This is a genomic window from Rhizobium sp. ZW T2_16 (assembly GCF_044987325.1).
In the GTDB taxonomy this organism is placed as follows: Bacteria; Pseudomonadota; Alphaproteobacteria; order Rhizobiales; family Rhizobiaceae; genus Neorhizobium; species Neorhizobium cellulosilyticum.
Window position 1 is genome coordinate 1 of sequence record NZ_JBJDRG010000040.1, and the last position, 19,998, is coordinate 19,998.

General features: G+C 56.0%; 19 protein-coding genes and 5 pseudogenes. 13 read left to right on the top strand and 11 right to left on the bottom strand.

Annotated features, from left to right (window positions below; genetic code table 11):
* Window positions 1–257: 257 nt before the first annotated feature.
* Complete coding sequence (locus tag ACI3K0_RS29810; RefSeq protein ID WP_404946895.1) at window positions 258–635, top strand: response regulator; 378 nt, start codon at window positions 258–260, stop codon at window positions 633–635.
* 23 nt (window positions 636–658) lie between these two features.
* Here ACI3K0_RS29810 and ACI3K0_RS29815 read toward each other — a convergent pair.
* Window positions 659–919: pseudogene (locus ACI3K0_RS29815) on the bottom strand (CorA family divalent cation transporter); the annotation flags it as partial.
* Window positions 920–1,027: 108 nt separating this feature from the next.
* Entirely contained in the window at window positions 1,028–1,600 is a 573-nt protein-coding gene (locus ACI3K0_RS29820; protein WP_404946896.1) for a DUF1003 domain-containing protein, read from the bottom strand.
* A gap of 185 nt (window positions 1,601–1,785) precedes the next feature.
* Between ACI3K0_RS29820 and ACI3K0_RS29825 the strand changes: the two genes are divergently transcribed.
* Complete coding sequence (locus ACI3K0_RS29825; RefSeq protein ID WP_404946897.1) at window positions 1,786–2,178, top strand: hypothetical protein; 393 nt, start codon at window positions 1,786–1,788, stop codon at window positions 2,176–2,178.
* Entirely contained in the window at window positions 2,178–2,444 is a 267-nt protein-coding gene (locus ACI3K0_RS29830) for a DUF1488 domain-containing protein (protein WP_404946898.1), read from the top strand. Before ACI3K0_RS29825 ends, ACI3K0_RS29830 begins: the two co-directional genes overlap by 1 nt.
* A gap of 68 nt (window positions 2,445–2,512) precedes the next feature.
* Here the strand turns inward: ACI3K0_RS29830 and ACI3K0_RS29835 are convergent, their stop codons facing one another.
* A complete protein-coding gene (locus tag ACI3K0_RS29835; protein WP_404946899.1) occupies window positions 2,513–2,698 on the bottom strand; it encodes a hypothetical protein in 186 nt (61 codons plus the stop codon).
* A gap of 151 nt (window positions 2,699–2,849) precedes the next feature.
* On the opposite strand from ACI3K0_RS29835, the gene ACI3K0_RS29840 reads away from it, so the two are divergent.
* Both ACI3K0_RS29840 and ACI3K0_RS29845 read left to right on the top strand, forming a co-directional pair.
* Window positions 2,850–3,233 (top strand): response regulator, encoded by a 384-nt coding sequence (locus tag ACI3K0_RS29840; RefSeq protein ID WP_404946900.1) that lies wholly within the window; start codon window positions 2,850–2,852, stop codon window positions 3,231–3,233.
* Window positions 3,234–3,314: 81 nt separating this feature from the next.
* The gene (locus tag ACI3K0_RS29845) at window positions 3,315–4,499 is read left to right on the top strand and encodes an ATP-binding protein (RefSeq protein ID WP_404946901.1); all 1,185 of its coding nucleotides are present in this window, start codon (window positions 3,315–3,317) and stop codon (window positions 4,497–4,499) included.
* 104 nt (window positions 4,500–4,603) lie between these two features.
* Here the strand turns inward: ACI3K0_RS29845 and ACI3K0_RS29850 are convergent, their stop codons facing one another.
* Entirely contained in the window at window positions 4,604–6,688 is a 2,085-nt protein-coding gene (locus ACI3K0_RS29850) for an ATP-binding protein (RefSeq protein ID WP_404946902.1), read from the bottom strand.
* Between the two features lie 189 nt (window positions 6,689–6,877).
* Between ACI3K0_RS29850 and ACI3K0_RS29855 the strand changes: the two genes are divergently transcribed.
* A complete protein-coding gene (locus ACI3K0_RS29855) occupies window positions 6,878–7,696 on the top strand; it encodes an alpha/beta fold hydrolase (protein WP_404946912.1) in 819 nt (272 codons plus the stop codon).
* 228 nt (window positions 7,697–7,924) lie between these two features.
* Here the strand turns inward: ACI3K0_RS29855 and nhaA are convergent, their stop codons facing one another.
* A complete protein-coding gene (nhaA, locus tag ACI3K0_RS29860; protein WP_404946903.1) occupies window positions 7,925–9,109 on the bottom strand; it encodes a Na+/H+ antiporter NhaA in 1,185 nt (394 codons plus the stop codon).
* A gap of 856 nt (window positions 9,110–9,965) precedes the next feature.
* On the opposite strand from nhaA, the gene ACI3K0_RS29865 reads away from it, so the two are divergent.
* Complete coding sequence (locus tag ACI3K0_RS29865) at window positions 9,966–10,331, top strand: response regulator (RefSeq protein ID WP_404946904.1); 366 nt, start codon at window positions 9,966–9,968, stop codon at window positions 10,329–10,331.
* 209 nt (window positions 10,332–10,540) lie between these two features.
* Window positions 10,541–11,035: pseudogene (locus ACI3K0_RS29870) on the top strand (transposase); the annotation flags it as partial.
* A gap of 725 nt (window positions 11,036–11,760) precedes the next feature.
* On the opposite strand, the gene ACI3K0_RS29875 reads toward ACI3K0_RS29870, so the two are convergent.
* Window positions 11,761–12,183, bottom strand: a complete 423-nt coding sequence (locus ACI3K0_RS29875; RefSeq protein WP_404946905.1) for a winged helix-turn-helix transcriptional regulator — start codon at window positions 12,181–12,183, stop codon at window positions 11,761–11,763.
* Window positions 12,184–12,278: 95 nt separating this feature from the next.
* Between ACI3K0_RS29875 and ACI3K0_RS29880 the strand changes: the two genes are divergently transcribed.
* Window positions 12,279–13,004, top strand: a complete 726-nt coding sequence (locus tag ACI3K0_RS29880) for an SDR family NAD(P)-dependent oxidoreductase (protein WP_404946906.1) — start codon at window positions 12,279–12,281, stop codon at window positions 13,002–13,004.
* Between the two features lie 168 nt (window positions 13,005–13,172).
* Here the strand turns inward: ACI3K0_RS29880 and ACI3K0_RS29885 are convergent, their stop codons facing one another.
* Complete coding sequence (locus tag ACI3K0_RS29885) at window positions 13,173–14,033, bottom strand: alpha/beta fold hydrolase (protein WP_404946913.1); 861 nt, start codon at window positions 14,031–14,033, stop codon at window positions 13,173–13,175.
* A gap of 207 nt (window positions 14,034–14,240) precedes the next feature.
* Here ACI3K0_RS29885 and ACI3K0_RS29890 point away from each other — a divergent pair, with 207 nt between their 5' ends.
* Both ACI3K0_RS29890 and ACI3K0_RS29895 read left to right on the top strand, forming a co-directional pair.
* The gene (locus tag ACI3K0_RS29890) at window positions 14,241–14,870 is read left to right on the top strand and encodes a TetR/AcrR family transcriptional regulator (RefSeq protein ID WP_404946907.1); all 630 of its coding nucleotides are present in this window, start codon (window positions 14,241–14,243) and stop codon (window positions 14,868–14,870) included.
* Window positions 14,871–15,151: 281 nt separating this feature from the next.
* A pseudogene (locus tag ACI3K0_RS29895) lies at window positions 15,152–15,298 on the top strand (helix-turn-helix domain-containing protein); the annotation flags it as partial.
* On the opposite strand, the pseudogene ACI3K0_RS29900 reads toward ACI3K0_RS29895, so the two are convergent.
* From ACI3K0_RS29900 to ACI3K0_RS29915, 4 genes and pseudogenes are all read right to left on the bottom strand, one after another.
* A pseudogene (locus ACI3K0_RS29900) lies at window positions 15,236–15,463 on the bottom strand (amidase family protein); the annotation flags it as partial. The pseudogenes ACI3K0_RS29895 and ACI3K0_RS29900 sit on opposite strands and share 63 nt — an antisense overlap.
* Window positions 15,460–15,729, bottom strand: coding sequence for an amidase family protein (locus ACI3K0_RS29905; RefSeq protein ID WP_404946908.1), 270 nt, complete (start codon window positions 15,727–15,729; stop codon window positions 15,460–15,462). The pseudogene ACI3K0_RS29900 and the gene ACI3K0_RS29905, both read right to left, overlap by 4 nt.
* Window positions 15,730–15,857: 128 nt before the next feature.
* Window positions 15,858–17,468: an ABC transporter substrate-binding protein gene (locus ACI3K0_RS29910; protein ID WP_404946909.1), complete on the bottom strand. Its 1,611-nt coding sequence runs from the start codon at window positions 17,466–17,468 to the stop codon at window positions 15,858–15,860.
* A gap of 55 nt (window positions 17,469–17,523) precedes the next feature.
* A complete protein-coding gene (locus ACI3K0_RS29915; protein ID WP_404946910.1) occupies window positions 17,524–18,672 on the bottom strand; it encodes an enolase C-terminal domain-like protein in 1,149 nt (382 codons plus the stop codon).
* Window positions 18,673–18,985: 313 nt separating this feature from the next.
* Between ACI3K0_RS29915 and ACI3K0_RS29920 the strand changes: the two genes are divergently transcribed.
* Both ACI3K0_RS29920 and ACI3K0_RS29925 read left to right on the top strand, forming a co-directional pair.
* The gene (locus tag ACI3K0_RS29920) at window positions 18,986–19,732 is read left to right on the top strand and encodes a FadR/GntR family transcriptional regulator (protein WP_404946911.1); all 747 of its coding nucleotides are present in this window, start codon (window positions 18,986–18,988) and stop codon (window positions 19,730–19,732) included.
* A gap of 75 nt (window positions 19,733–19,807) precedes the next feature.
* Window positions 19,808–19,998: pseudogene (locus ACI3K0_RS29925) on the top strand (ABC transporter permease); the annotation flags it as partial.

The following is a 19,998-nucleotide window of genomic DNA, read 5'->3' on the forward strand; positions in this document are numbered from 1 at the left end:
GGCCGCAGCAGCTCAGAAGAGAGGAGAAAAGGCCAATCCCTTGACCAAAGCCTGATCAAAAAACCATACTCAGAGGTGGCTCACTTCTCGGTGGAAAAACCGGCTCAGTTCCGCGTGGAAACCAACATTGGAGAGCGTGGCATGCTCCGCCCTCGCGCCAAAACATGCTAACCAACTTGCTGCAATTCTTTTGACGACAGCTGGAACCGGCATTACCGCGAACAGTTCTGAGCGTACGATACCGTACAGAGTAACCGATGAGCGTGACAGACATGCCCAAAGCAGAGGCCATTCTTGTTGTCGAAGACGAGCCCGTCTTGAGATTCCTTATCGTGGAGGAGCTGGAAGAGGCCGGATATGAGGTATTCGAGGCCGAGGACGCTTCGCATGCAATCGCCATCCTAGAGACGCAGGCCGATATTCGTCTCGTGCTGACTGACATCGACCTATTCACGGCTGCAGAAGGAATGGAGCTTGCCAAGCTTATCCGGGATCGCTGGCCCCCCATTCGCATCATTCTGACCTCAGGAAACTGGTCGTTCACAGAAGGCGAAATCTCTTTTGCCGAGCGGTTCATCCCAAAACCTCATGCTCCCGGGGTGCTTCTAGAAAGCATTAGGACATGTCTAAGTTGAAGAGTTGGCTTGGTTTCTCTTCATCACTGCTGCGGAAGCGCACGATAGGGCGAACCGTCAACGGCTGCCTCGATATGCTCTAGAGCGTCGGCACCGCGGTCAACGATCGCCTCCAGAGGCGCGATGAAGACGCCAAAGCCAGTCGTCAGCGTTTTATCGTGGCCCAGTCGCTCTACCACTGCGTCGAAGGTCGGAAGGTGTTCGAAGCGAATGGTGATGAGCAGATCTCTGCCGACGATAAAGCCGGCGGGCGACAGTTCTGCATGCTCCAGAAGCCGATCTGGTCCGCGAAACCGTAGTCGGAATTTCGTCGTTTTTGCAACGGGACGGACGAGTTTGCCAAGCCGATGACCGGCTTAAAAGACTTTGCTGCGGTCAGGAGTGCCGACGCCTCACGGTTTCGTGGCGCCGATAAAATTGGCAAGCATCGTCAGCTGTTCTTGCTGCCTGGCGAACAGATCCCTGATCTCGACATTGCGGATCTGGTCAAGCTTGTCGTGAAGCGCCATGATCTCGATCTCCGCTTTCAGGTTGACCTCGTAGTCGTGTGCTGCTGCAAGCCGATCCTTTGCCGCATATCTGTTCTGGCTCATCATGATGACGGGCGCCTGGACCGCAGCCAACATCGACAGGATCAGATTTAGGAAAATAAAGGGATAGGGATCGAAGGCCCAAAGGGATGCTGCAAGGTTGCCTGTCACCCACACCAGAAGGACGAAGGCGAAGATTACGATGAAGGTCCAAGACCCTCCGAATTCCGCCACCTTGTCTGCCATCCGTTCAGCCGTCGTCAGCTTCTCATCGAAAGATTGATTGGTGTCATGCGTAATTGACCGGCGCTCGATCAGACGACGGACGATGGAACGCTCTCGTTCGCTGAGCAAATCGAACGTCTTTCCAAGATAACGGCTAGCGTGATCTGCCAGGATTTTGTGATCAGTCCCGCTGTCGATTGAGTTTCGCATCGTGTTCCTCCGGCCTCGCCGCGTCGAGCGCGCGGGGTTGATAAGTTTGGGCATGGTCGCTGACGATCGAAGGTTTGGGCCACCGCTCCGTGCCGCGCGCATAGAGAGCCCAGTGTCGAGCGCTGGTCCAATGCTTCCTTGGGGTCTCTGACCGCCTTGTAGAAGCGGCTTCGATCAACCAAGCCTTGCAATTCGATATTTTAGCACGACTTATGGTGATAGTGGCAGCTTGTCTTCAGGGCGCTGCCATCAAGGGCGCAAAACCTTGCCCCAAACAAAAGGAGGACGATATGTCTTCCACTCCAGCAGCATCGCATTTTGACAAGGCCGGGTTCAAGCTGGTCAGGGAGGCATTGAGGACCGCGGGTCTTAGAGGCGTCGATTCCGATGCGAGCTCCGACATGAAACGTGACGCCTCGATCTTCCTCACGGCCCAATTCCGCGGCGGAGCAAGAACAAAAACAGCGCTTTTGGAGGCACTCGACCGTCGCAGTCGTCTGGCGACTGCCGGAGCGCCGTTTGATCACATATCGAAAGAAGGTGCCATCGAGAGATGGAAAGACGTGGGAAGACGCTGATGGGCATCTCATTCCCGAATGGGGCTCGCAGCTTCGACGACAAAAACCGCTGTGTCCGGTTTACAGGATACGACGGGATGTTCGAGATAAAATTTTATCTGGCAACCGAAGTCCTTGCCTGCGAGAAATCTCAGCGGAATGCCACGGAAGATGACTATCTGGCATCCTTCGATGCGCTGCGACCAAGAATTCTGAAAGCTGCGGCATCCGCCTACGCGAAAGCGCGAAGCAGCACCATCACATTGGACCTCGGCCATTTCCGTTGAGCATACCGTCTCCGCGAAAGGATACGACCGTGCATAGACACTCGGACAAAACCAAACCACCGTCTCAGTCAGGCGCCACCAAAACCGTGCTGGTCAGCGATTTCGCAAAAAGGTTTCGGCTGGATCGGGTCGAAGAGAACCGATTGAGAAAACTTCTCGGGCCCATTGCCAGGGAAATTGACCTTCTTAGAAACGCGGGTAGGTGAAACGCGCGCGTTGCGACCCGAGGCGTTGCCGATATCCCACGAGCTCATTCAGAAAATCTTCAGCCACAGTTGAGTGGGAGCCAGATTCACGCCGGAAAGAGCAGGAGTGGTCCCTTATGCCTAAATTTGATGTGGCCCTTCGACCCCTGGCACCAAAAGCAGACCTCGGAACTGAATCACCTTCGACGGGTTGTGACGCATGGATAAACAAACATTCGCTGGATTACCTCACCCGATCGCTCTCGTCGTCGATGATGAGCCGCTCATACTGATGAATACGGCGGATATGGTGAGCGAGGCTGGCTATCACGTCATCGAGGCCCGCACCGCCGACGAGGCCCTCGCCTTCCTGAAACAGCACAATACCTTGAAGTTGATTGTTACGGATGTGCAGATGCCCGGCCGCCTCAACGGGATTGAATTGGCCAACTACATCGGGGAGCACTGGCCAGATATCTCCATCATTGTCGCCTCTGGCGCTGTGATCCCCGAAGAAGGTGATCTTCCGACCCACGCTCGTTTCCTCAACAAACCGATTAATCAAGAACTTGTTTTGACGACGATCAGAGAATTATGCGATTGAATTTGGTGATATAAGGTTTCGGACAGCAAGCGTCTCCCTGTCCGTTTCGATAACTGCAACCGTCGAGACCGGACAAGATTATTGCCGCACGAATTTCAAGCTGACATCGATGCCATTGCCGATATTCCCGCGGTATCTTCGATCTTTGACGTCATCCGCCAGACCACTGGCATGGGATTTGCTGCAGTCGCTCGTGTCACCGAGGGACGGTGGATTGCCTGCGAGGTTCTCGACAACATCGATTTCGGCCTAAAGCCAGGTGGCGAACTCCAGGTCGAAACCACCATCTGCCACGAGATCCGCCAAAATCAAGAGGCGGTCGCAATCGACCATGTCGACAAAAGCGATATCTGGATTGGGCACCATACGCCACTGCAATATGGCTTCCAGAGTTATATCTCAGTTCCGATTACCTTGAGTGACGGCACATTCTTCGGGACGTTGTGCGCGATCGATCCACGCCCGGCGCAGGTGAACAATTCCAAGATCCTGACGATGTTCAAGCTGTTTGCAGAACTGATTGCAAATCATCTGGATGCACGCAATCGGCTCGTCGCCTCTGAAGAGCGGCTCCAGGAAGAGATTGAGGTCGCGGAAATCCGCGAACAGTTCATCGCCGTGCTCGGGCATGACCTGCGCAACCCTCTTGCCTCGATCGGAGCTGGCGCACGGCTTCTGACCAAGTCTACTCTGGACGATCGCGCCAGAACAGTGGTCGCGATGATGCTGAAGAGCGTTGATCGCATGGGGAACTTGGTCGACAACGTCATGGACTTTGCCCGCGGCCGCCTCGGCGGCGGCATCTCCCTTCAGCTGTCGAATGAGCCACTCCAGCCGGCCCTTGATCAGGTTGTGGGAGAACTACGGAGCGTCTGGACGGAACGAGAGATCGTTACCCATTTTGCGCTGGAGCGACAGGTGTCGGTTGACCACAAACGGATTGCACAGCTCTTCTCTAACCTGCTTGGTAATGCTCTGACCCACGGGGCTGCCGATCTGCCCGTGCTTGTCATGGCGGCCACATCGGACACCGGGCTGGAGCTTTCGGTATCCAATGGCGGCAAACCAATACCGGACAGCGCGCTGGAGAAGCTGTTCCAGCCGTTCAGCCGGCATCACGGTCAGGAACGTACTGAAGGTCTGGGCCTTGGACTTTACATCGCCTCCAGGATCGCCGAAGCGCATGGCGGCCGGATCGATATTGTCTCCACCTCGCACGAGACGCGGTTCACTCTGCGCATTCCGATGGCGCTCCTATCCGAATGACGATGCCTTCCAACGAGTTGCCGGCACTAAGTCAAAACCGCGATTGACATCTCGGTTGCAGCCTTGAGTGGCTGACGGTCGAGAGCGAGATGGACGCCTCCCCGTCAGTTCTGAGAAATCATCTCTCGCACGCGGGCGGCTAGGAGTTCCACCGGGAACGGCTTGCTCATGACGGACATTCCTTGATCGAGGTGACCATCGCGGACAGTCGAACTCTCCGCGTATCCGGTTATGAAGAGTACTTTGAGATCCGGCCGTGACTGGCGTGCAGCGTCCGCCATCTGCCGGCCATTCATACCTCCCGGAAGGCCGACGTCACTGACGAGGAGGTCAATCCTGACGTCCGATTGCAGGATCTTCATGCCAGCAACGCTATCACCAGCTTCAATGACAGTGTAGTCGAGCTCATGCAGGATATCTGAGATCAGCATTCGCACTGTCGGCTCGTCATCGACCACCAGAACGGTTTCGCCCTGCTCAGAGCGCGTAAGCACTCGCTGCTCGGACTGTTCGTCGTTCACATCACCATCCATCACATGTCGTGGCAGATATAGACAGACGGTCGTGCCCTTTCCTTCTTCCGACGAGATCGTCACCTGTCCGCCGGACTGCTTTGCGAAGCCATATATCATCGATAGGCCGAGCCCAGTTCCTTCGCCAAGTGGCTTGGTCGTGAAGAACGGCTCGAAAACCTTTTCGCGGATGTCTTCGGGGATACCGGTACCGCTATCGCTCACGCAGATCAGGAGATATTCCCCCATGGGCAAATCATGGGCCGAAGCCGCAGCCTGATCCAGGACGATGTTTTCTGTGTTGATGGTAATTCGTCCACCATTCGGCATGGCGTCACGGGCGTTGATGCACAGGTTGAGAAGCGCGTTTTCCAGCTGAGATGAGTCCACCAGTGCCGGCCAAAGGCCGGCCGTCCCGATCACATCGAGCTCGATCGACGGACCAACAGTGCGACGGATCAAATCCTCCAGTTCGTCGATCAGCCGATTGACACTGGTCGGCTTCGGATCGAGCGTCTGGCGGCGCGAGAAGGCCAGCAGTCGGTGCGTCAATGCGGCGGCCCTCTGAACGGCACCCTGGGCTGCCGAGAGATATCTTTCGACATCTGCCGTGCGACCTTGGGTAAGGCGGCGTGTCACGAGTTGTAGGCTTCCGGATATTCCTGCGAGCAGGTTGTTGAAGTCGTGAGCAAGGCCGCCGGTCAACTGGCCCACAGCCTCCATTTTTTGCGCTTGGCGCAACGCCTCCTCCGCCTTGAGGAGTTCTGCTGTACGCTCGGCAACCCGATGCTCCAGGTCGTCGTTCAAAACCTGCAGCATGGCGATCGCCCGGTCGCGCTCCGCCTCGACGGCACGGCGATCGTCAACATCGATGAGCACACCGGGAAAACGAAACGGCTTCCCATCGGCATCGCAATCGACACGACCGTTCGCTTCGATCCAGTAGAAATTGCCGTCTTGACGCCGAACGCGATATTGGTAGGCGTAATGCCCTCGCCGTTCGATTGCATCATTGATGGCGGCGACGAGCCCATCGCGATCTTCCGGGTGAACCGTGGAAATGATCTGGTCCAGGGGAACGCCGCTGCGACCCAATGCCGGATCGAGACCAAAACTATCCGCGAAGGCCGCATCAATGGTGAACTGGTCCGTCGGAATATCCCAGACCCAGGTGCCGATGATCGCCCCGGCGCTCAACGCCAGTTGGACACGCTCGGCGTTAACGCGGTCGCGTGACTGCGCAGCGAGTAACTCTGTCGTCTCGTAGGCGACATCCAGAAATCCCTTGATGGTGTCTCCGTCACGCAGGGGGCTGTAGGAAAATGTCCAGTAGGTATCTTCCGCATAACCTTTGCGGGTCATCACCAGGTGAAGGTTTTGCAGATAAACGGTTTCGCCCGCCATCGCCCGCGCAATCAACGGCTCGATGTCCTGCCACACTTCCGGCCAAACCTGGTCGATAGGTTGCCCCAGTGCCCAGGGATGCCGATCTCCGAGGAAGGGCGCATAGGCTTCGTTATAGAGGAAGGTTTTCTCCGATCCCCAGGTCGCGCACATGCCAAAGCTGGTGGAAGACATGATGTCGTAGGTCGTGCGCAACGCTGACGACCATGTTTCTTTCGGACCTAATGGCGTACTCGCCCAGTCGAAGCCTTCCCAGTAGTGGTCCAATGCCATAGTTCAGCGTAAATGGTGTAGTGGGAAAGCTTTGTAAGTATTTAAGCCGTTGAATGCGAAATCCGAGACCAAGGCGCTTCCATGTCCAGCCATCGGGCTATTCGTTTTTTGCACCATAAGCTCGCTTCTAACCTGGAACACCGCGTCCTGCCGAAGTGTTTACTCCCCGTCACGCAAGAGGAGATACCGATGGCATTTATCGAGGCGAAAGATGGAACGCAACTGCATGTAAAGGATATGGGAAATGGCCGCCCAGTGGTTCTCATCCACGGTTGGCCGCTGACCGGCGACATGTTCGAATATCAGACCCTCGCGCTTCTCGAAGCCGGATACAGGGTCGTGACCTATGACCGCCGCGGATTTGGTCAGTCCGGTCATCCTGCAACCGGTTATGATTACGATACGTTTGCCGATGACCTGGCAAGCGTTCTTGAGGAACTCAACCTACAGGACGTTGCACTTGTCGGCTTTTCGATGGGCGGTGGTGAAATCGCGCGCTACCTGAGCCGTCACGGGGCGTCTCGTGTGTCCAAAGCGATCCTGGTTGCATCGGTTGCGGGCTATCTGCTGAAGGACCAAAGTAATCCCGATGGCGTGGACGTCAGCGTCTTCGAGGATATGAAATCCCAGATCCGCAAGGACCGGTTTGCCTTCCTTCAGGATTTCGCGAAGACGTTCTATGGTGTTGGATGGGTCACAAGCCCGGTCAGCGACGGCATTCTCGACTGGTCTTTTACACTCGGCATCATGGCCAGTCCAAAAGCGACGATTGATTGCGTGGATGCGTTCGGTAAGACTGACTTCCGGGGCGATTTGTCGGCGTTCACCATCCCGACCCTCGTCATCCACGGAACGGCGGACAAGACCGTGCCGATCGATCCATCCAGCCGGACCGCGGCCGCTGCGATCCCGGGCGCACAACTCATTGAATATGAAGGTGAGCCGCACGGTCTGTTTGCCACCGCACCCGATCGGCTGAACAAGGATCTGCTCGATTTCTTGGCATAGCCAAGGCGAGGACTGATATTTAGCCAGTTGATAGGCTTGCTCCGTACGCGACGAGCAAGCCTTTCGGCACGAGAAGGCATCCGATGGGCTTGATGTCTCCAACATCCTCCGAACCTGGGCGATCCGCTGACTGACATAGGGGATGACGATGGACGCCCGAAGTGCCGCTGCTAACCGACGGCAATCAAGAGCTATCCTCGGCCAGCTCAATGATGTCACTGCCCTTTGCTATCCGCCTCGACGGCTGAATACTGACAGGCAGATCGAACCGAGAATTGCAGCGACGACGGAACCCAAGAGGATGCCAATTTTGACATGATCCTGAACGACAGGATCGTTGAAAGCAAGCAGGCCAATGAACAGGCTCATCGTGAAGCCGATCCCGCACAAGAATGCAGTTCCCATCATCTGACCCCAGCTTGCTCTAGCCGGCAGGTCGGCCAGTCCCAGCTTGACGAGAAGCGCGACCGTCCCGAGAACGCCGACCAGTTTGCCGAACAGCAGACCGGCCGCTACGCCCATGGTCAAAGGCTCAGCGAAAACATCTGCCGTCACTCCCGCAAACGAGACACCAGCATTGGCAAAACCGAAGACGGGCACGACGATGAAAGCCACCGGCTTGTGCAGACTATGCTCGAGCTTGTGGAGCGGGGATTCGCCATGAGTGGCTTCCGGCAAGCCAGGCGTCAGCTTCAGCGGGATCGTCAGGGCAAGCATCACGCCAGCCAGCGTCGCGTGAACACCTGACGCAAAAACCAGAACCCACAACGCTGCCCCGAGAACCAGATAGGGCCAAAGCGCCGTCACCTTCATGCGATTGAAGATGATCAGGTTGCCGAGCACGATTGCAGCGCCGGCAAGCGCCATGAGGTTGAGATCTTCGGTGTAAAACAAGGCAATGACGATAACGGCGCCGAGATCGTCGATGATTGCCAGTGCCGCGAGGAAGATCTTGAGCGATGCCGGTACGCGCGATCCGAACAGCGAGATCACACCCAGCGCGAAGGCGATATCGGTGGCGGTCGGTATTGCCCATCCTCTCAGCGCTGAAGGATCATGCCGATTGAAGAAGACATAAAACAGCGCCGGAAACAGCATGCCGCCTGCTGCTGCCGCGCCGGGGAGGATGCGTCGGCTCCAGGAGGAAAGCTGACCGTCCAGCATCTCGCGCTTGATCTCAAGCCCAACGAGCAGAAAGAAGACGGCCATCAACGCGTCATTGATCCAGTGCTGCAGGCTGAGCGGCCCGATATAAACGTGCAGTGCGTGGAAATAATCCTCAGCAAGCGGCGAGTTCGCCGTAATGATCGCCAGGGCGGCGACGATCATGAGTACAATACCGCCAGATGCCTCGTTGTCGAGAAAGTGGCGGAGGGTTGATTGAATGCGGCCCTTTGAAGCTGTTGAAGACATGGGTTCGCGCTCCCTTGGTTGGAAGGTTGATCGAAGTCTCCGTGGATTTCGGGGGAACCCGCAGCACCGCAGCACGCGCTGTCGAGTTATCTTAACCCAATGCGCCGTACTTTGCCACTGCCGCTCATGACGTTTCGACCGGACGAGGACAGATCACGACGAACGAGCGTGAAAGGGTAGCGTCGATGATGCCTCAGTTTGGCAATTCATTATAGCGTGGAAGATTCGGTCCATTCGGTTGGCTGTCCAAACAGCTTGGCGGGAAGGCTGCGGATGGCCAGCTTGCTCGCGATGTTGAGGGCGCCATGCATCAGGTTGATGCCAGCCGACTGTGAGGATCATGATGCGGGGAGCAATCTTCGGCACACCCTGCCCCTTCTCGACCATCGGCCGCATCGCATCTCATAGGCCACTAACGCCTCCCCGATATCGCCTCCAGCATGTCGAGAGGGGCAACCATCGCTGTCTGCTTGATTGGCGAGGAGCGCACATGGTTGCGCTGTAGCATCGGGCCCTTCTAAACAGAAGCATGATTGGACCGACGAGAGAGAGCGAAAGCCCGTGATGCCGCAAAGCCCTATCCACCAAACGGTTGAATACGCGGGCAGCGTGGTTGGCAAGGAAGCCCGGAGCGACTGCCGCCTCTGGATGCATATCTTCGTCCTGTTCTCGGGTGCGTCTTTTCCAGGCGAACTACGCTCAAATTGGCATGCCTTCCAAGGCATAGGACGCCCTGCCAGGACAAATTTCGAGCCTGACTGGAACGCATTGAGAGAAAGACTAGTTTGTACGATATCGGACCGTCGGTTCGAGGGCTTGAAGCAGAGCCGCTGTCCTCGTTTGGAGATCTGGCGTCGTGCAATCATTCCCTGTCACCGTACTGGTTGTCGAAGACGAAGCCCTCATACGCTTGGCTATAGAGGACGAACTCGAGGATCATGGTTTTGTCGTTTTCTCTGCCGGTAATGCGGACGAGGCCATCAAAATGATCGAGCACCATCCGGAAATCGCGGTCGTTTTCACCGACATCGATATGCCGGGAACTATGGACGGTATGAAGCTTGCGGCTTTTGTGCGAGATCGCTGGCCGCCGATCAAGATCATTGTCACTTCAGGTCGAGTAAATCCGTTGGGGAATTTGGCCGAAGACATAGCTTTTCTCGCAAAGCCATACGACCACGCGAAAGTAGTAGGCACGATCCGCAGCCTGATGTCGCTTTGAGCGATACCGGAGAATGCAACGGATTTTTGCTGAAGATAGCATAGCATCGAGCCGAAGAGCGTCCGAGCCACAGCGGCTAAGGATGCCAGCGCCCATGCCGCCAAGATCGTCCGCTCGTTATCAACCGCCAATGCCCGCGCCCGCAATACATCTGCTGAACGCTCTAGTCGACGCCCCGGAAGCAGCGCCATCGCCCCATCGCCGTCGCGTTGCTATGGCAGCGTAACGACGAACGCAGTAGACGTCTCAACACCATTCCCGGCATTGGCCCAATCGGTTCGGCTATAGCGCGGCAATCAGGATTAGAATCTCACCTAGATTGCCGCTATGCAGGTTCGGCTCTCTTGATCATGAAGACACCCGCTCCAGAGCTGTTCCAATCTGGCCGCCAGTTCGCAGCTTGGATAGGGTTGACGCCAAAAGATCACTCGACCGGCGGCAAGCTGCGGCTCGGTGGTATCACGCGAGCCGGCGATGAAGCTCTGCGGGCCGTCTTGGTGGCAGGAGCAACCGCTGTCATCCATCACGCGCGGCGATCTGGTAAGGCTTCTCAATGGTTGGCGGAACTGCTCAGACGTAAGCCACCTAAACTGGCAGCGGTCGCACTTGCCAACAAGATGGCGCGCATAGCCTGGAAACCCATGATCTCTGGGCAAACATACAGCGCACAATCAGGAGCAGCTTTGACGAGATGCGCCACTTGAAGATTGGCGAGCAAGAACCATGGATATCCTGATCTTCACCACGTGTTGGTGACACAACAACTTGCAGGATAATAGCAGATGGTGTGATCGATCGATCCGGGACACAGGATACTCCGGAAATCTCATTGGCCCGTCAAGGCCGCCTTGATGTTTGGGACCTGTGTTGCGGAAACCATCTTGGCCAGCGTTCATGTGCGAGCGCAAAAAAGGCCGGACATATGGATGCAAGCGATCTGGTCAGATTGTCTCGAAATATCTTGCGGGTCGGGAGCCGTCCACATCTGCGATTTGAACTTTCGACCCACAAATCGCAGCTAGCATGGTCACTTGTGATGACTGGTATCATGCTCGCCCAGTCTATCCGCTTTAGCTGACAGAGGCAGTGCTCTGAACCGTCGGCAAAAGACCATGGGATGCTGTGACGAGGTCGGCAGCGCTTCCCAGTGACGGCCCAGGGGGCCATGGTGCTGCGGGTGGCGATCCGCGGCACAATCGATGAGTCAGCGATACGTGTGCGCGTCTATGGTTGCGCAGCGGGAGAGCTGCCGAAGAACTGATACGCATTGCTGTCAGCTTCTTAGAAGATCGATCTTCGATGCGTGAGAACAACGGTGATTGCCGCCGGCTGCCAGGATAACCGGCCACCGGCGTTCCGTAAGCGAGATCATCCGACCTATTATGCCGGTTAGTGTCGGAGTTCTCGGATGTGATTTTCACTCTGAGAATTAGTCTTGTACTTTATCGTATTGCTTCTGAGCGCGTTCGATCTCCGGTCCGTACTTCATTGACCACGCATAAAGAGCCTCGAATGGCTGCTGAAGGGACCGGCCGAGTGAAGTGATAGTATATTCAACGCCCACCGGCGTTGTTTTCGTAAGCACTTCACGGCGAATGAGCCCATTTCGCTCCAGGCGCTTCAGTGCATCCGAAAGCGCTTTGTGCGTGATCCCTTCGAGGCGTCGCATGATCTCGTTGAAGCGAGACGGCCTGCTGCACAGGACGGTCAGGATCAGGATCGACCACTTGTTAGCGATCTGCTCAAGTACCGGCCGCGCCTTCTCTACATCCAGCAGAACCTCCGCCGAGACAGCCTTATGGCTCTGAGACGTGCAGGTTTTGATTTGCAGACCTTCGCTCTCTGTCGGCATAGATATACTCCTTGATATCTGCTTTACACATAGTGCGTAATTGACCCTAGGTATAGACGTTATATCTTCGCTCCGTCACTGTTGAGGGAGTTATTATGAGCAGATTAGGAAGCAAGGTTGCCGTAGTTATCGGCGGCGTGGGTGGGATCGGCGGGGCCATTTCTGAAAAGTTTGTAGCTGAAGGCGCACAGGTCTACGCGACCAGCCGCAGGGGAGCTGGGGACGAGTCACAGATCCAAACCGTAAACCTCCAGACGATCCGGGCAGATGCCAGTAATCGAGCCGATCTACAGCGCGTATTCGAGCAGATCCGAGCAGAGCAAGGCCGCGTCGACGTGCTCGTCGTGAATGCGGGAATATCCGAATACGCACCGCTTGAAGACATTTCCGAGGATCATTTCGATCGGACATTCGGCTTGAATGTGAAATCCCTCGTGTTCGCGGCAAAGGGTGCGATCGACATGATGCAGACGGGCGGAACGATTGTGTTGATCGGCTCGATCGCGGGAGACATCGGCACCAAAGGCTATGGCGTGTACGGTGCGACCAAAGCTGCAGTCCGTTCGTTTACACGAACCTGGGCGAACGAACTTGCTCCCAAAGGCATCCGCGTTAACGTCGTTAGCCCTGGTCCCACCGATACGGCCATGATGGCCGCAGCCTCTCAAGAAGTTCGCGACGCACTGTCGAATATGATCCCTCTCGGGCGCATGGGTCGACCCGAAGAAGTCGCGGCCGCAGCTCTCTTTCTAGCAAGCGAAGAGAGCAGTTTTACGACTGGTTCAGAGATCGCTGTCGACGGTGGTATGGCACAGATCTGATGCCGGACTTCGCCATCGCCGTCGAGAATTGAGTTTGGCGTGCCGCAGGTCAAAAGGCGTGCGCTCATCGAACAGCCCTATGGTCCTCGGTCGCCGACATTTCGTTTCGGGCATCTCTGTTGGTCCATGAAGGAGTTAATCGGGGCGAGAGAGCCGCCCCGACACAAATCACTTTGCCACTTGGGTCGATTTCGCAAATTCTACGAGATCTCTGTTGAAGCGAGGGACTTCCTCCAGAAAAGGCGCGTGACCTGAATCAGGATAGACCTTTGACTGCACGTTGGGATTAAGCTCCTTCGCGCGTGCGATGCTGGCGCCAGTCATGACCAGATTGTCTTTGCCACCGTAAAGCAGCAACACGGGCACCCGAGCTTTCGGAATGCCATCTGCTACATCAACCGTCATTGACGGTACCGTTTTTGTCATCACCCAAGACGCCATTGCGGCATTCGACAGAAGTCGCTCGAAGGTCGCCGCATCGGGTTGCTTCTGAAAGCACAAAGCAAGGAAGGTGCGTACCGCATCGAGGTGCGTTTTCAGATCATCGGATGCCAGTCCGGCATAGACCTCAGGATGGGGTGTGATGAGAGCCGAACTTAGCTCGATGACGCCATCTACATAGACGATGCCCCCAACTTGTTCGTCACCATAGGCAGCTAGATAGTTCGAAATGACAACACCGCCCAGCGACCATCCTACAACGATCGGCTCTTTGGCGTCGCTCGCTTTGAGCACAGCGGCAAGATCATCAGCCCAGCGACGCCCGTCTCGATAGGCTTCTGCGTCATCCGGCTTATCCGATTGCCCGTGGCCACGAAGATCATAGGTAATCATCCGGTATTGCTGCAGTTCTGGGCTGCTTGTCTGCTCTTCCCAATTGAGGCGGCTCCCGAGCAGGCCGTGGATAAAGACAATCGGTTTGCCATCAGGATCTCCAATTTCCTGAACGGCGATCTCGACGCCATCCGTCGACTCTACACTATAATTCTTTCCGGCAGCGTATGCCGCCGACGCCGAAAACATGATCACGACGGCCAAGTTCATCGCCCTAGCCAGTCCGGTTAATCTCTTCAATCTCATCCAATTGGATCCGTAGCTGATAGCCAGGGCCTTTCCACAATTCTGGAATTGAGCCCGTAGCAGCGAACAGGGACGCGATGGCCATCGCCTTATTTGTATCGATCACTAAATTCTAGCAACTTGATTTTCGATGTCAACTAGTCTTTAGTGATCACTATGGATAAGATCATTCGGAAGCGACGCAGCGGTCCTCGGACCTTTGACAGAGACAAAGCCATCGATACCGCGATGCGTCTGTTCTGGCGACACGGCTACGAGGGGGTATCCCTTAACGACCTCACCTTGGCAATTGGCGTTGCTCCGCCAAGCCTCTACGCCGCATTCGGCAGCAAGGCAGGCCTGTACCGAGAGGCGCTGGACCGATATTTCGGGATGCAGGGCGCGTTGACTGATCTCGGCGTCGCTACCAATTTGCCGCAAGCTGTAGAAACGATGTTGCTTAATGCAGTTGCCGCGGTGACCTCACCAGAGGGCGAGCGCGGTTGCATGGTCTCGAGCGGAATGGTGAATAGTGCGAAGGAGCATTCCGACCTCGCGCGGGAACTCGCCACACGGCGAGATGACATGCGTCACTCGATCTCAAAAGCCCTACTTCGCTGGATCGATAGGGCACACGCCGACCCTCTCGCTCGTTATCTCGTGACCGTATTGCAAGGACTGTCTGTGCAGGCCCGAGACGGTGCAACCCATGACGAACTAAAACCAGTTGTTGATCAAGTCTCGGCGGGCATCCGCGCGACATTGGCACTTAAACCAGCAAGCCAAAACGCTGTTGTTAAAGATTGAGGCTGTCCACCCAAGATAAGCCCTGCTCTGGTCCAGCCGATTGGCGTATATACATGCCAATCGTTCATGAAGCTGTCGATGCCTTGAATGCGCGAGGAGATAACTCTCACATTGGAAATCCGTTGAGATGACGGAGCGGACGAGCCCTTCCCGGCTACGTGCCCCAAGCTGATATATGGCGTTCGGTTAAGTAAATTGCCAGGCTTGCCCGACCTGAGAGATAGGTGACAAATCGTACCGAAGACATGGGTTACACTTTTCGACTTTATCGGGAGGTGTCGATGCCGTGTAGAGAGACTTCGGTCATGGATGAGCGTCTTCGATTTGTCGCCCGCCTGCTGGAAGGCGACAGCATGAGCGATGTGTGCCGTTCGTTCGGCATTTCGCGCAAGACTGGCTACAAGATCTTCAATCGCTACAAGGATGAAGGACTGGAGGCGCGTACGGATCGGTCTCGACGGCTTCAGACCGACGAGATTGTTGTACGAGGATGGTCTGCGGATAGAGCCGCCGCCATCAGTGCCGAGCGCCACGGGACCGAGACCGGCTGCGATACCGGCTGAGCCGCCACCGGTCGAGGCGCCGCTGGTCACCGCCGGATCCTACGGATTTCGGTTCGTGCCGAATGCAAGCGTGTTGACATTGCCGCGGCCAGCGTGAACTCCGAGACATTGGCCTTGCCAAGGATTACTGCACCTTGTGCGCGCAAGCGTGCGACCGGCAGTTCGTCGGCAGGCCAAATCCGGTCAAGATAGAGCTTGCTACCCCACGCGCAACGCAGGCCTTCCACGTTAATATTGTCCTTGATGGCCACCAGCCCCCGAAACATGGTATCGATAAACGGTTCTTGAGTTTGCATGCGCGTCTCACCCACGTGCGTACCGGTCTGCCTACCTTAAGCGGCCACCATCGAGACGTATCCTCGCCGGCAACATTATCGACGAAATAAATTAATCGATCCGCGTCGCGCCTATTAGGCACAAATCTCTAGCGCGCTTTTCCGACGGTGGAGAGCCGAGTTTGCCAGACTGGGCTGATCACTAATCCGCTAATGTCGGCGCGCGTCGCTACCCAATCGGTGACTTGAGAAGTCGCCTGAATCGCCGGAACCTTGTCTCGGTACAGCTTCTGAATTTCAGCGTACTCCGCCTTCTGCTGATCAGGCGGTAAGAACAGAGCTTCGTCGATTTCCCGATTAAGTTCGTCATCTTTGTAGGACACGCGCCAACTCAATAGGCCCGACAGCTGCGCCTCATCCCTGTTGTCCGGGTTGTGGACGATGCTGCGCAAATCACCATCGGGATGGGAAACCTGACCTCCGCTTCGTCCGACAACGAGTTGAAACTCGCGCTTGCGCATCGGACCATAGACTGTCTCGCCACCACCGCTGATAATGTTGACGTCGATACCGCCTGCTGTGAGGGCGCCCTGAATAGCTACCGAGAGGTTGTCAAAAGGCGGTTCCGATAGTGCGTGCAGCGAAAGCTTCAACCCGTTGGCGTAGCCCGCCTGTGCCAACAGTGATTTCGCTTCCTCAACGTCTGGCGCTGGCGGCTTGACGCCTTTCTCACCGCCCAAGCCGATCTGGATCGGATCGCCGTGAGCGACGCCGTAGTATTTCATGACGGAATTGTTGATCCCTTCAAAATCGATGAGCTTGATAATCGCCTGTCTAACCCTAGGATCCGATAGCGCCTTGTCTTTCATCGACATCGCCAGATAGTACAGGCCGTTCCCGACCTCGTTGATGATCTTGATATCCTCTTCCTTTTCCATCGTACTGAGGTCCGCCGCGCTCAGCGAGTAGGCGATATCAAGATCCCCTTTTGCGAGGAGCAACCGCTGAGACTGTGATTCCGGCAGGTGGCGCATGATAACCCGGTCCATCGTTGCCGGCGTCCCCCAGTAATTTTCGTTTCGCTTCAGGACCACGATCTCATTCGGAGTCATGATTTGTAGGCCGAATGCGCCCGAACCCGCTGCATGCGTGGCAAGCCACCCGCTTCCGAAATCTCCATTCTTTTCATTCTGGAGCACCGTCTTCTTGTCCAGAATAGATCCTGGGCCAGTCATTGCCAACGTCAGGAGAATGATGTTCGGATCGGTTTTCTGCGGAATGCGGATCTCGACAGTTTGTGCGTCAACCGCCACGAAATTTTCGTCGGCGTTCTGGGCCGTATAACCTCTGATCTTAAAGTTCGTGGCCTGCGCCAAGTTGAGTGCCAGCACGCGTTTAAAGGACCAGACGACATCCTCGCTGGTGACCGGATTTCCAGAGGCAAAAACGGCCCCGGTACGCAAGGTGAGGCGGATGGAGTTTCCGTCTTCAGAAATGACCCACCGTTCTGCGAGCTCGGGCATAAGCGACGTACGGTCGGACGGATCTATGCCAACGAGGTTGTCATAGAGGTTGGTGATAATTTGGACGCGCTCCTTACCGCCAGCTCCAGCAGGATCGAGCGTGAGCACGTTTGCCATCGAAAAGCCGACGACCAGCTGGTTCGCGGGTGTTTTTGCTGCTGCAGTCAAAGGCGATAGAGCCAGAAGTCCCATCGCCGTCGTAACCGCGATTAATTTTCGACGCTTTATATTTGCCACTGATATTCCTCCCATAACATTTCCTCCTCCAGCCGGCACCAACAGGAGGCCGTCCTCACACGACCAAATTGTTGTTGATGTAGTCGAGATTGATATCGACCCCGATGCCAGGTTGTTGGGACAACGAGACATAACCTTCAGAATCCATCGGATCATCGATGGCGTTGAGATAATCGGGGCACGCGTCGTAATCCAGCATAGGATGCAGAAGGCCGCGCTCGTACCAGCGGCAATTTTTGCTGACCGCAGATATGAGGAGGTTCTCTGCGCCATGACCGTGAACTTCACAGTTCATGCCAAAGCTTTCCGCCAAATGCATCGTCTTGAGCGCCGGCGTGATGCCGCCAACATCCTCGACACCGGTACGCAAAATATCGCACGCACCCGCCTTAACCCACTCCGCGCGGTGCTTGTACTTGCCGCCCATGGATTCCGGACCAATCACCGGAATCTTCAGTTCTGCAGCAAGCCACGCGTAAGAAGACATCGACTGTTCATCCATGACTTCCTCTATCCAAGTGAAATTCAGCGCTTCTAGTCCCTTACCAAGAGCGTAGGCCTCCTCGCGCGAGTACCAGTGGTAAGCATCCAGCATCAGGGGCACAGATGGGCCGACAGCTTCGCGCACAGCAGCGCAAGCCTTAAGATCCATTTCGATGTTGGGCGACCAACTCACGGGAGGCATCCACGTGTGCAGCTTGATAGCCTGATAGCCGCGTTTGACAAGCCACTCCGCGAAACGTCCGTAATCATCGGGTGTGGCGAGACCACCTTCTATCTCGTCACCGCACATGATCGAACCATAGGTCGGAACCTTATCACGGTAGGATCCCGCTAGCTTGTAGCTTGGTAAGCCAGCCAGTTTGCCGCAAAGGTCCCACAGCGCGACATCCACGACACCGAGGGTGCGGTCACTCAGCTGGCCACCGCTGCCGCGCTGCCAATGCGCCAAGTCTTGCCACAAGCGCTCACGCGCGAAAGAATCTTGTTTGAAAAGAACGGGTCGAACGTAACTATCGACCAAATATGGCCGGACCTGCTCCGGGCTGGCGAATGCGTGCCCTTCTACCCCGTTCGACGCAACCAGCGTCAGCAGGGATTTCTTCACCTGCCGAGCCGGCCCTGGATGATCGTGACCATCCGTATCTTTTTCCAGATGAGTTGTATGCCAAAACGTCCGAACCTGAACATCCACGATCTTCATTCTGTAGCTCTCTTCCATATGCAATCTGGTCGGAGCTTCAGCTGAAGCTCCCTCCGTAACATGTTGCAGAGAGTTCCATAGTGCAGTAGGACATGTAAATACCCTGATCAGTATTTTTCTGATCGGCTGCCGAGAGGAAATCCGTACGCCGATCAAGCAATACCTCCTTACATACTGATTTATATGCGTTAATTTGGTCAAACGTTGACTGCCAGGGCCATTTATGCCTGTCCTACGACATCACATATCGGCCGCTCTCTTGTCATACATCGTCCGCTGCGATATAAACGAATCCTCTATCGGGAGAATTGAAATGAGCAAATTGACCTCGCTCCGAGGCGCTGCCGTATCCACTGTCGACGCGCGTCCGCTTGTTGCACGCATCACGGCGTCCTTGCGCGAAGGCATTGAGCTTGGGGAACTTGGCGCAGGTGCAAGACTGTCGAGTGAGACCGAGCTTGCTCGCCAGCATTCTGTAAGCCGCGCCGTCGTCAGAGAAGCGATTGCAGTCCTGCGGTCAGATGGGCTCGTCGAGGTGAGAAGAGGCGTTGGCGCTTTCGTCGTTGAACGCGTGCAAGAGCCGGTCCCTTTCGCAGACCTCTCTTTGGAGCGAATTTCGTCAGTTATCGAATTGATAGAGCTACGGCTTGGGTTCGAAACTGAGGCGGCATCGCTGGCTGCTGCTCGTCGCTCTGCAACTCAGTTGGAGGCTATTTTGGAGGCACACCGACATGTTGGAGAAAGCATCGAAGGAGAGCAGCCAACACGTTACACTGACTTCAACCTGCATCTTCGAATTGCCGAGGCGACCCAGAATAGCCGATTTCCTGAATTGATGATGCTTGTCAAAGCCGGAATGGTGGCCGCCGGACCCAAAGCGACATCAGAGGATGCTGCCTCGCTGCTTCCCAAGAACCCTCATCTCCAAGAGGAGCACGGCAAGATAGTGAATGCGATCGTGCGCGGATCTGCCGATGACGCGCGCTCGGCTATGAGGGCCCATCTGGAAGGCAGTCTTGAGCGATACAAAAACCTGCTGTTGGCCCGCGTCGCTATGTAGTTTCGCCCATCACAAAGCTCGATAGGCCGTCGGAGGCCTTAACTTGGACCTGCTCGGGAGGCAGGGGGAGGAAATATGTCAACTCGCTGGCTGCGGTCTACCCGTGTCGCCGAACAACTCGGCACGATTGCAATCACCCTGCTCGGGCTGCTCGTACTTACCTTCATCATTGGCCGGATGATGCCTGCGGATCCCGTGCGCGCCATGGTCGGCGAGGACGCGACCCGCGAGACCTATGAGCAAGTTTTCCGCTCGCTCGGTCTCGA

Excerpts from the sequence above, each read along its gene's own strand:
- ACI3K0_RS29890 (WP_404946907.1), top strand. The coding sequence starts at position 14,241 with ATGGATAAGATCATTCGGAAGCGACGCAGCGGTCCTCGGACCTTTGAC.
- ACI3K0_RS29905 (WP_404946908.1), bottom strand. The coding sequence starts at position 15,729 with ATGCAAACTCAAGAACCGTTTATCGATACCATGTTTCGGGGGCTGGTG.
- ACI3K0_RS29840 (WP_404946900.1), top strand. The coding sequence starts at position 2,850 with ATGGATAAACAAACATTCGCTGGATTACCTCACCCGATCGCTCTCGTC.
- ACI3K0_RS29810 (WP_404946895.1), top strand. The coding sequence starts at position 258 with ATGAGCGTGACAGACATGCCCAAAGCAGAGGCCATTCTTGTTGTCGAA.
- ACI3K0_RS29855 (WP_404946912.1), top strand. The coding sequence starts at position 6,878 with ATGGCATTTATCGAGGCGAAAGATGGAACGCAACTGCATGTAAAGGAT.
- ACI3K0_RS29820 (WP_404946896.1), bottom strand. The coding sequence starts at position 1,600 with ATGCGAAACTCAATCGACAGCGGGACTGATCACAAAATCCTGGCAGAT.
- ACI3K0_RS29915 (WP_404946910.1), bottom strand. The coding sequence starts at position 18,672 with ATGAAGATCGTGGATGTTCAGGTTCGGACGTTTTGGCATACAACTCAT.
- ACI3K0_RS29835 (WP_404946899.1), bottom strand. The coding sequence starts at position 2,698 with ATGAGCTCGTGGGATATCGGCAACGCCTCGGGTCGCAACGCGCGCGTT.
- nhaA (WP_404946903.1), bottom strand. The coding sequence starts at position 9,109 with ATGTCTTCAACAGCTTCAAAGGGCCGCATTCAATCAACCCTCCGCCAC.
- ACI3K0_RS29920 (WP_404946911.1), top strand. The coding sequence starts at position 18,986 with ATGAGCAAATTGACCTCGCTCCGAGGCGCTGCCGTATCCACTGTCGAC.
- ACI3K0_RS29875 (WP_404946905.1), bottom strand. The coding sequence starts at position 12,183 with ATGCCGACAGAGAGCGAAGGTCTGCAAATCAAAACCTGCACGTCTCAG.
- ACI3K0_RS29850 (WP_404946902.1), bottom strand. The coding sequence starts at position 6,688 with ATGGCATTGGACCACTACTGGGAAGGCTTCGACTGGGCGAGTACGCCA.
- ACI3K0_RS29880 (WP_404946906.1), top strand. The coding sequence starts at position 12,279 with ATGAGCAGATTAGGAAGCAAGGTTGCCGTAGTTATCGGCGGCGTGGGT.
- ACI3K0_RS29830 (WP_404946898.1), top strand. The coding sequence starts at position 2,178 with ATGGGCATCTCATTCCCGAATGGGGCTCGCAGCTTCGACGACAAAAAC.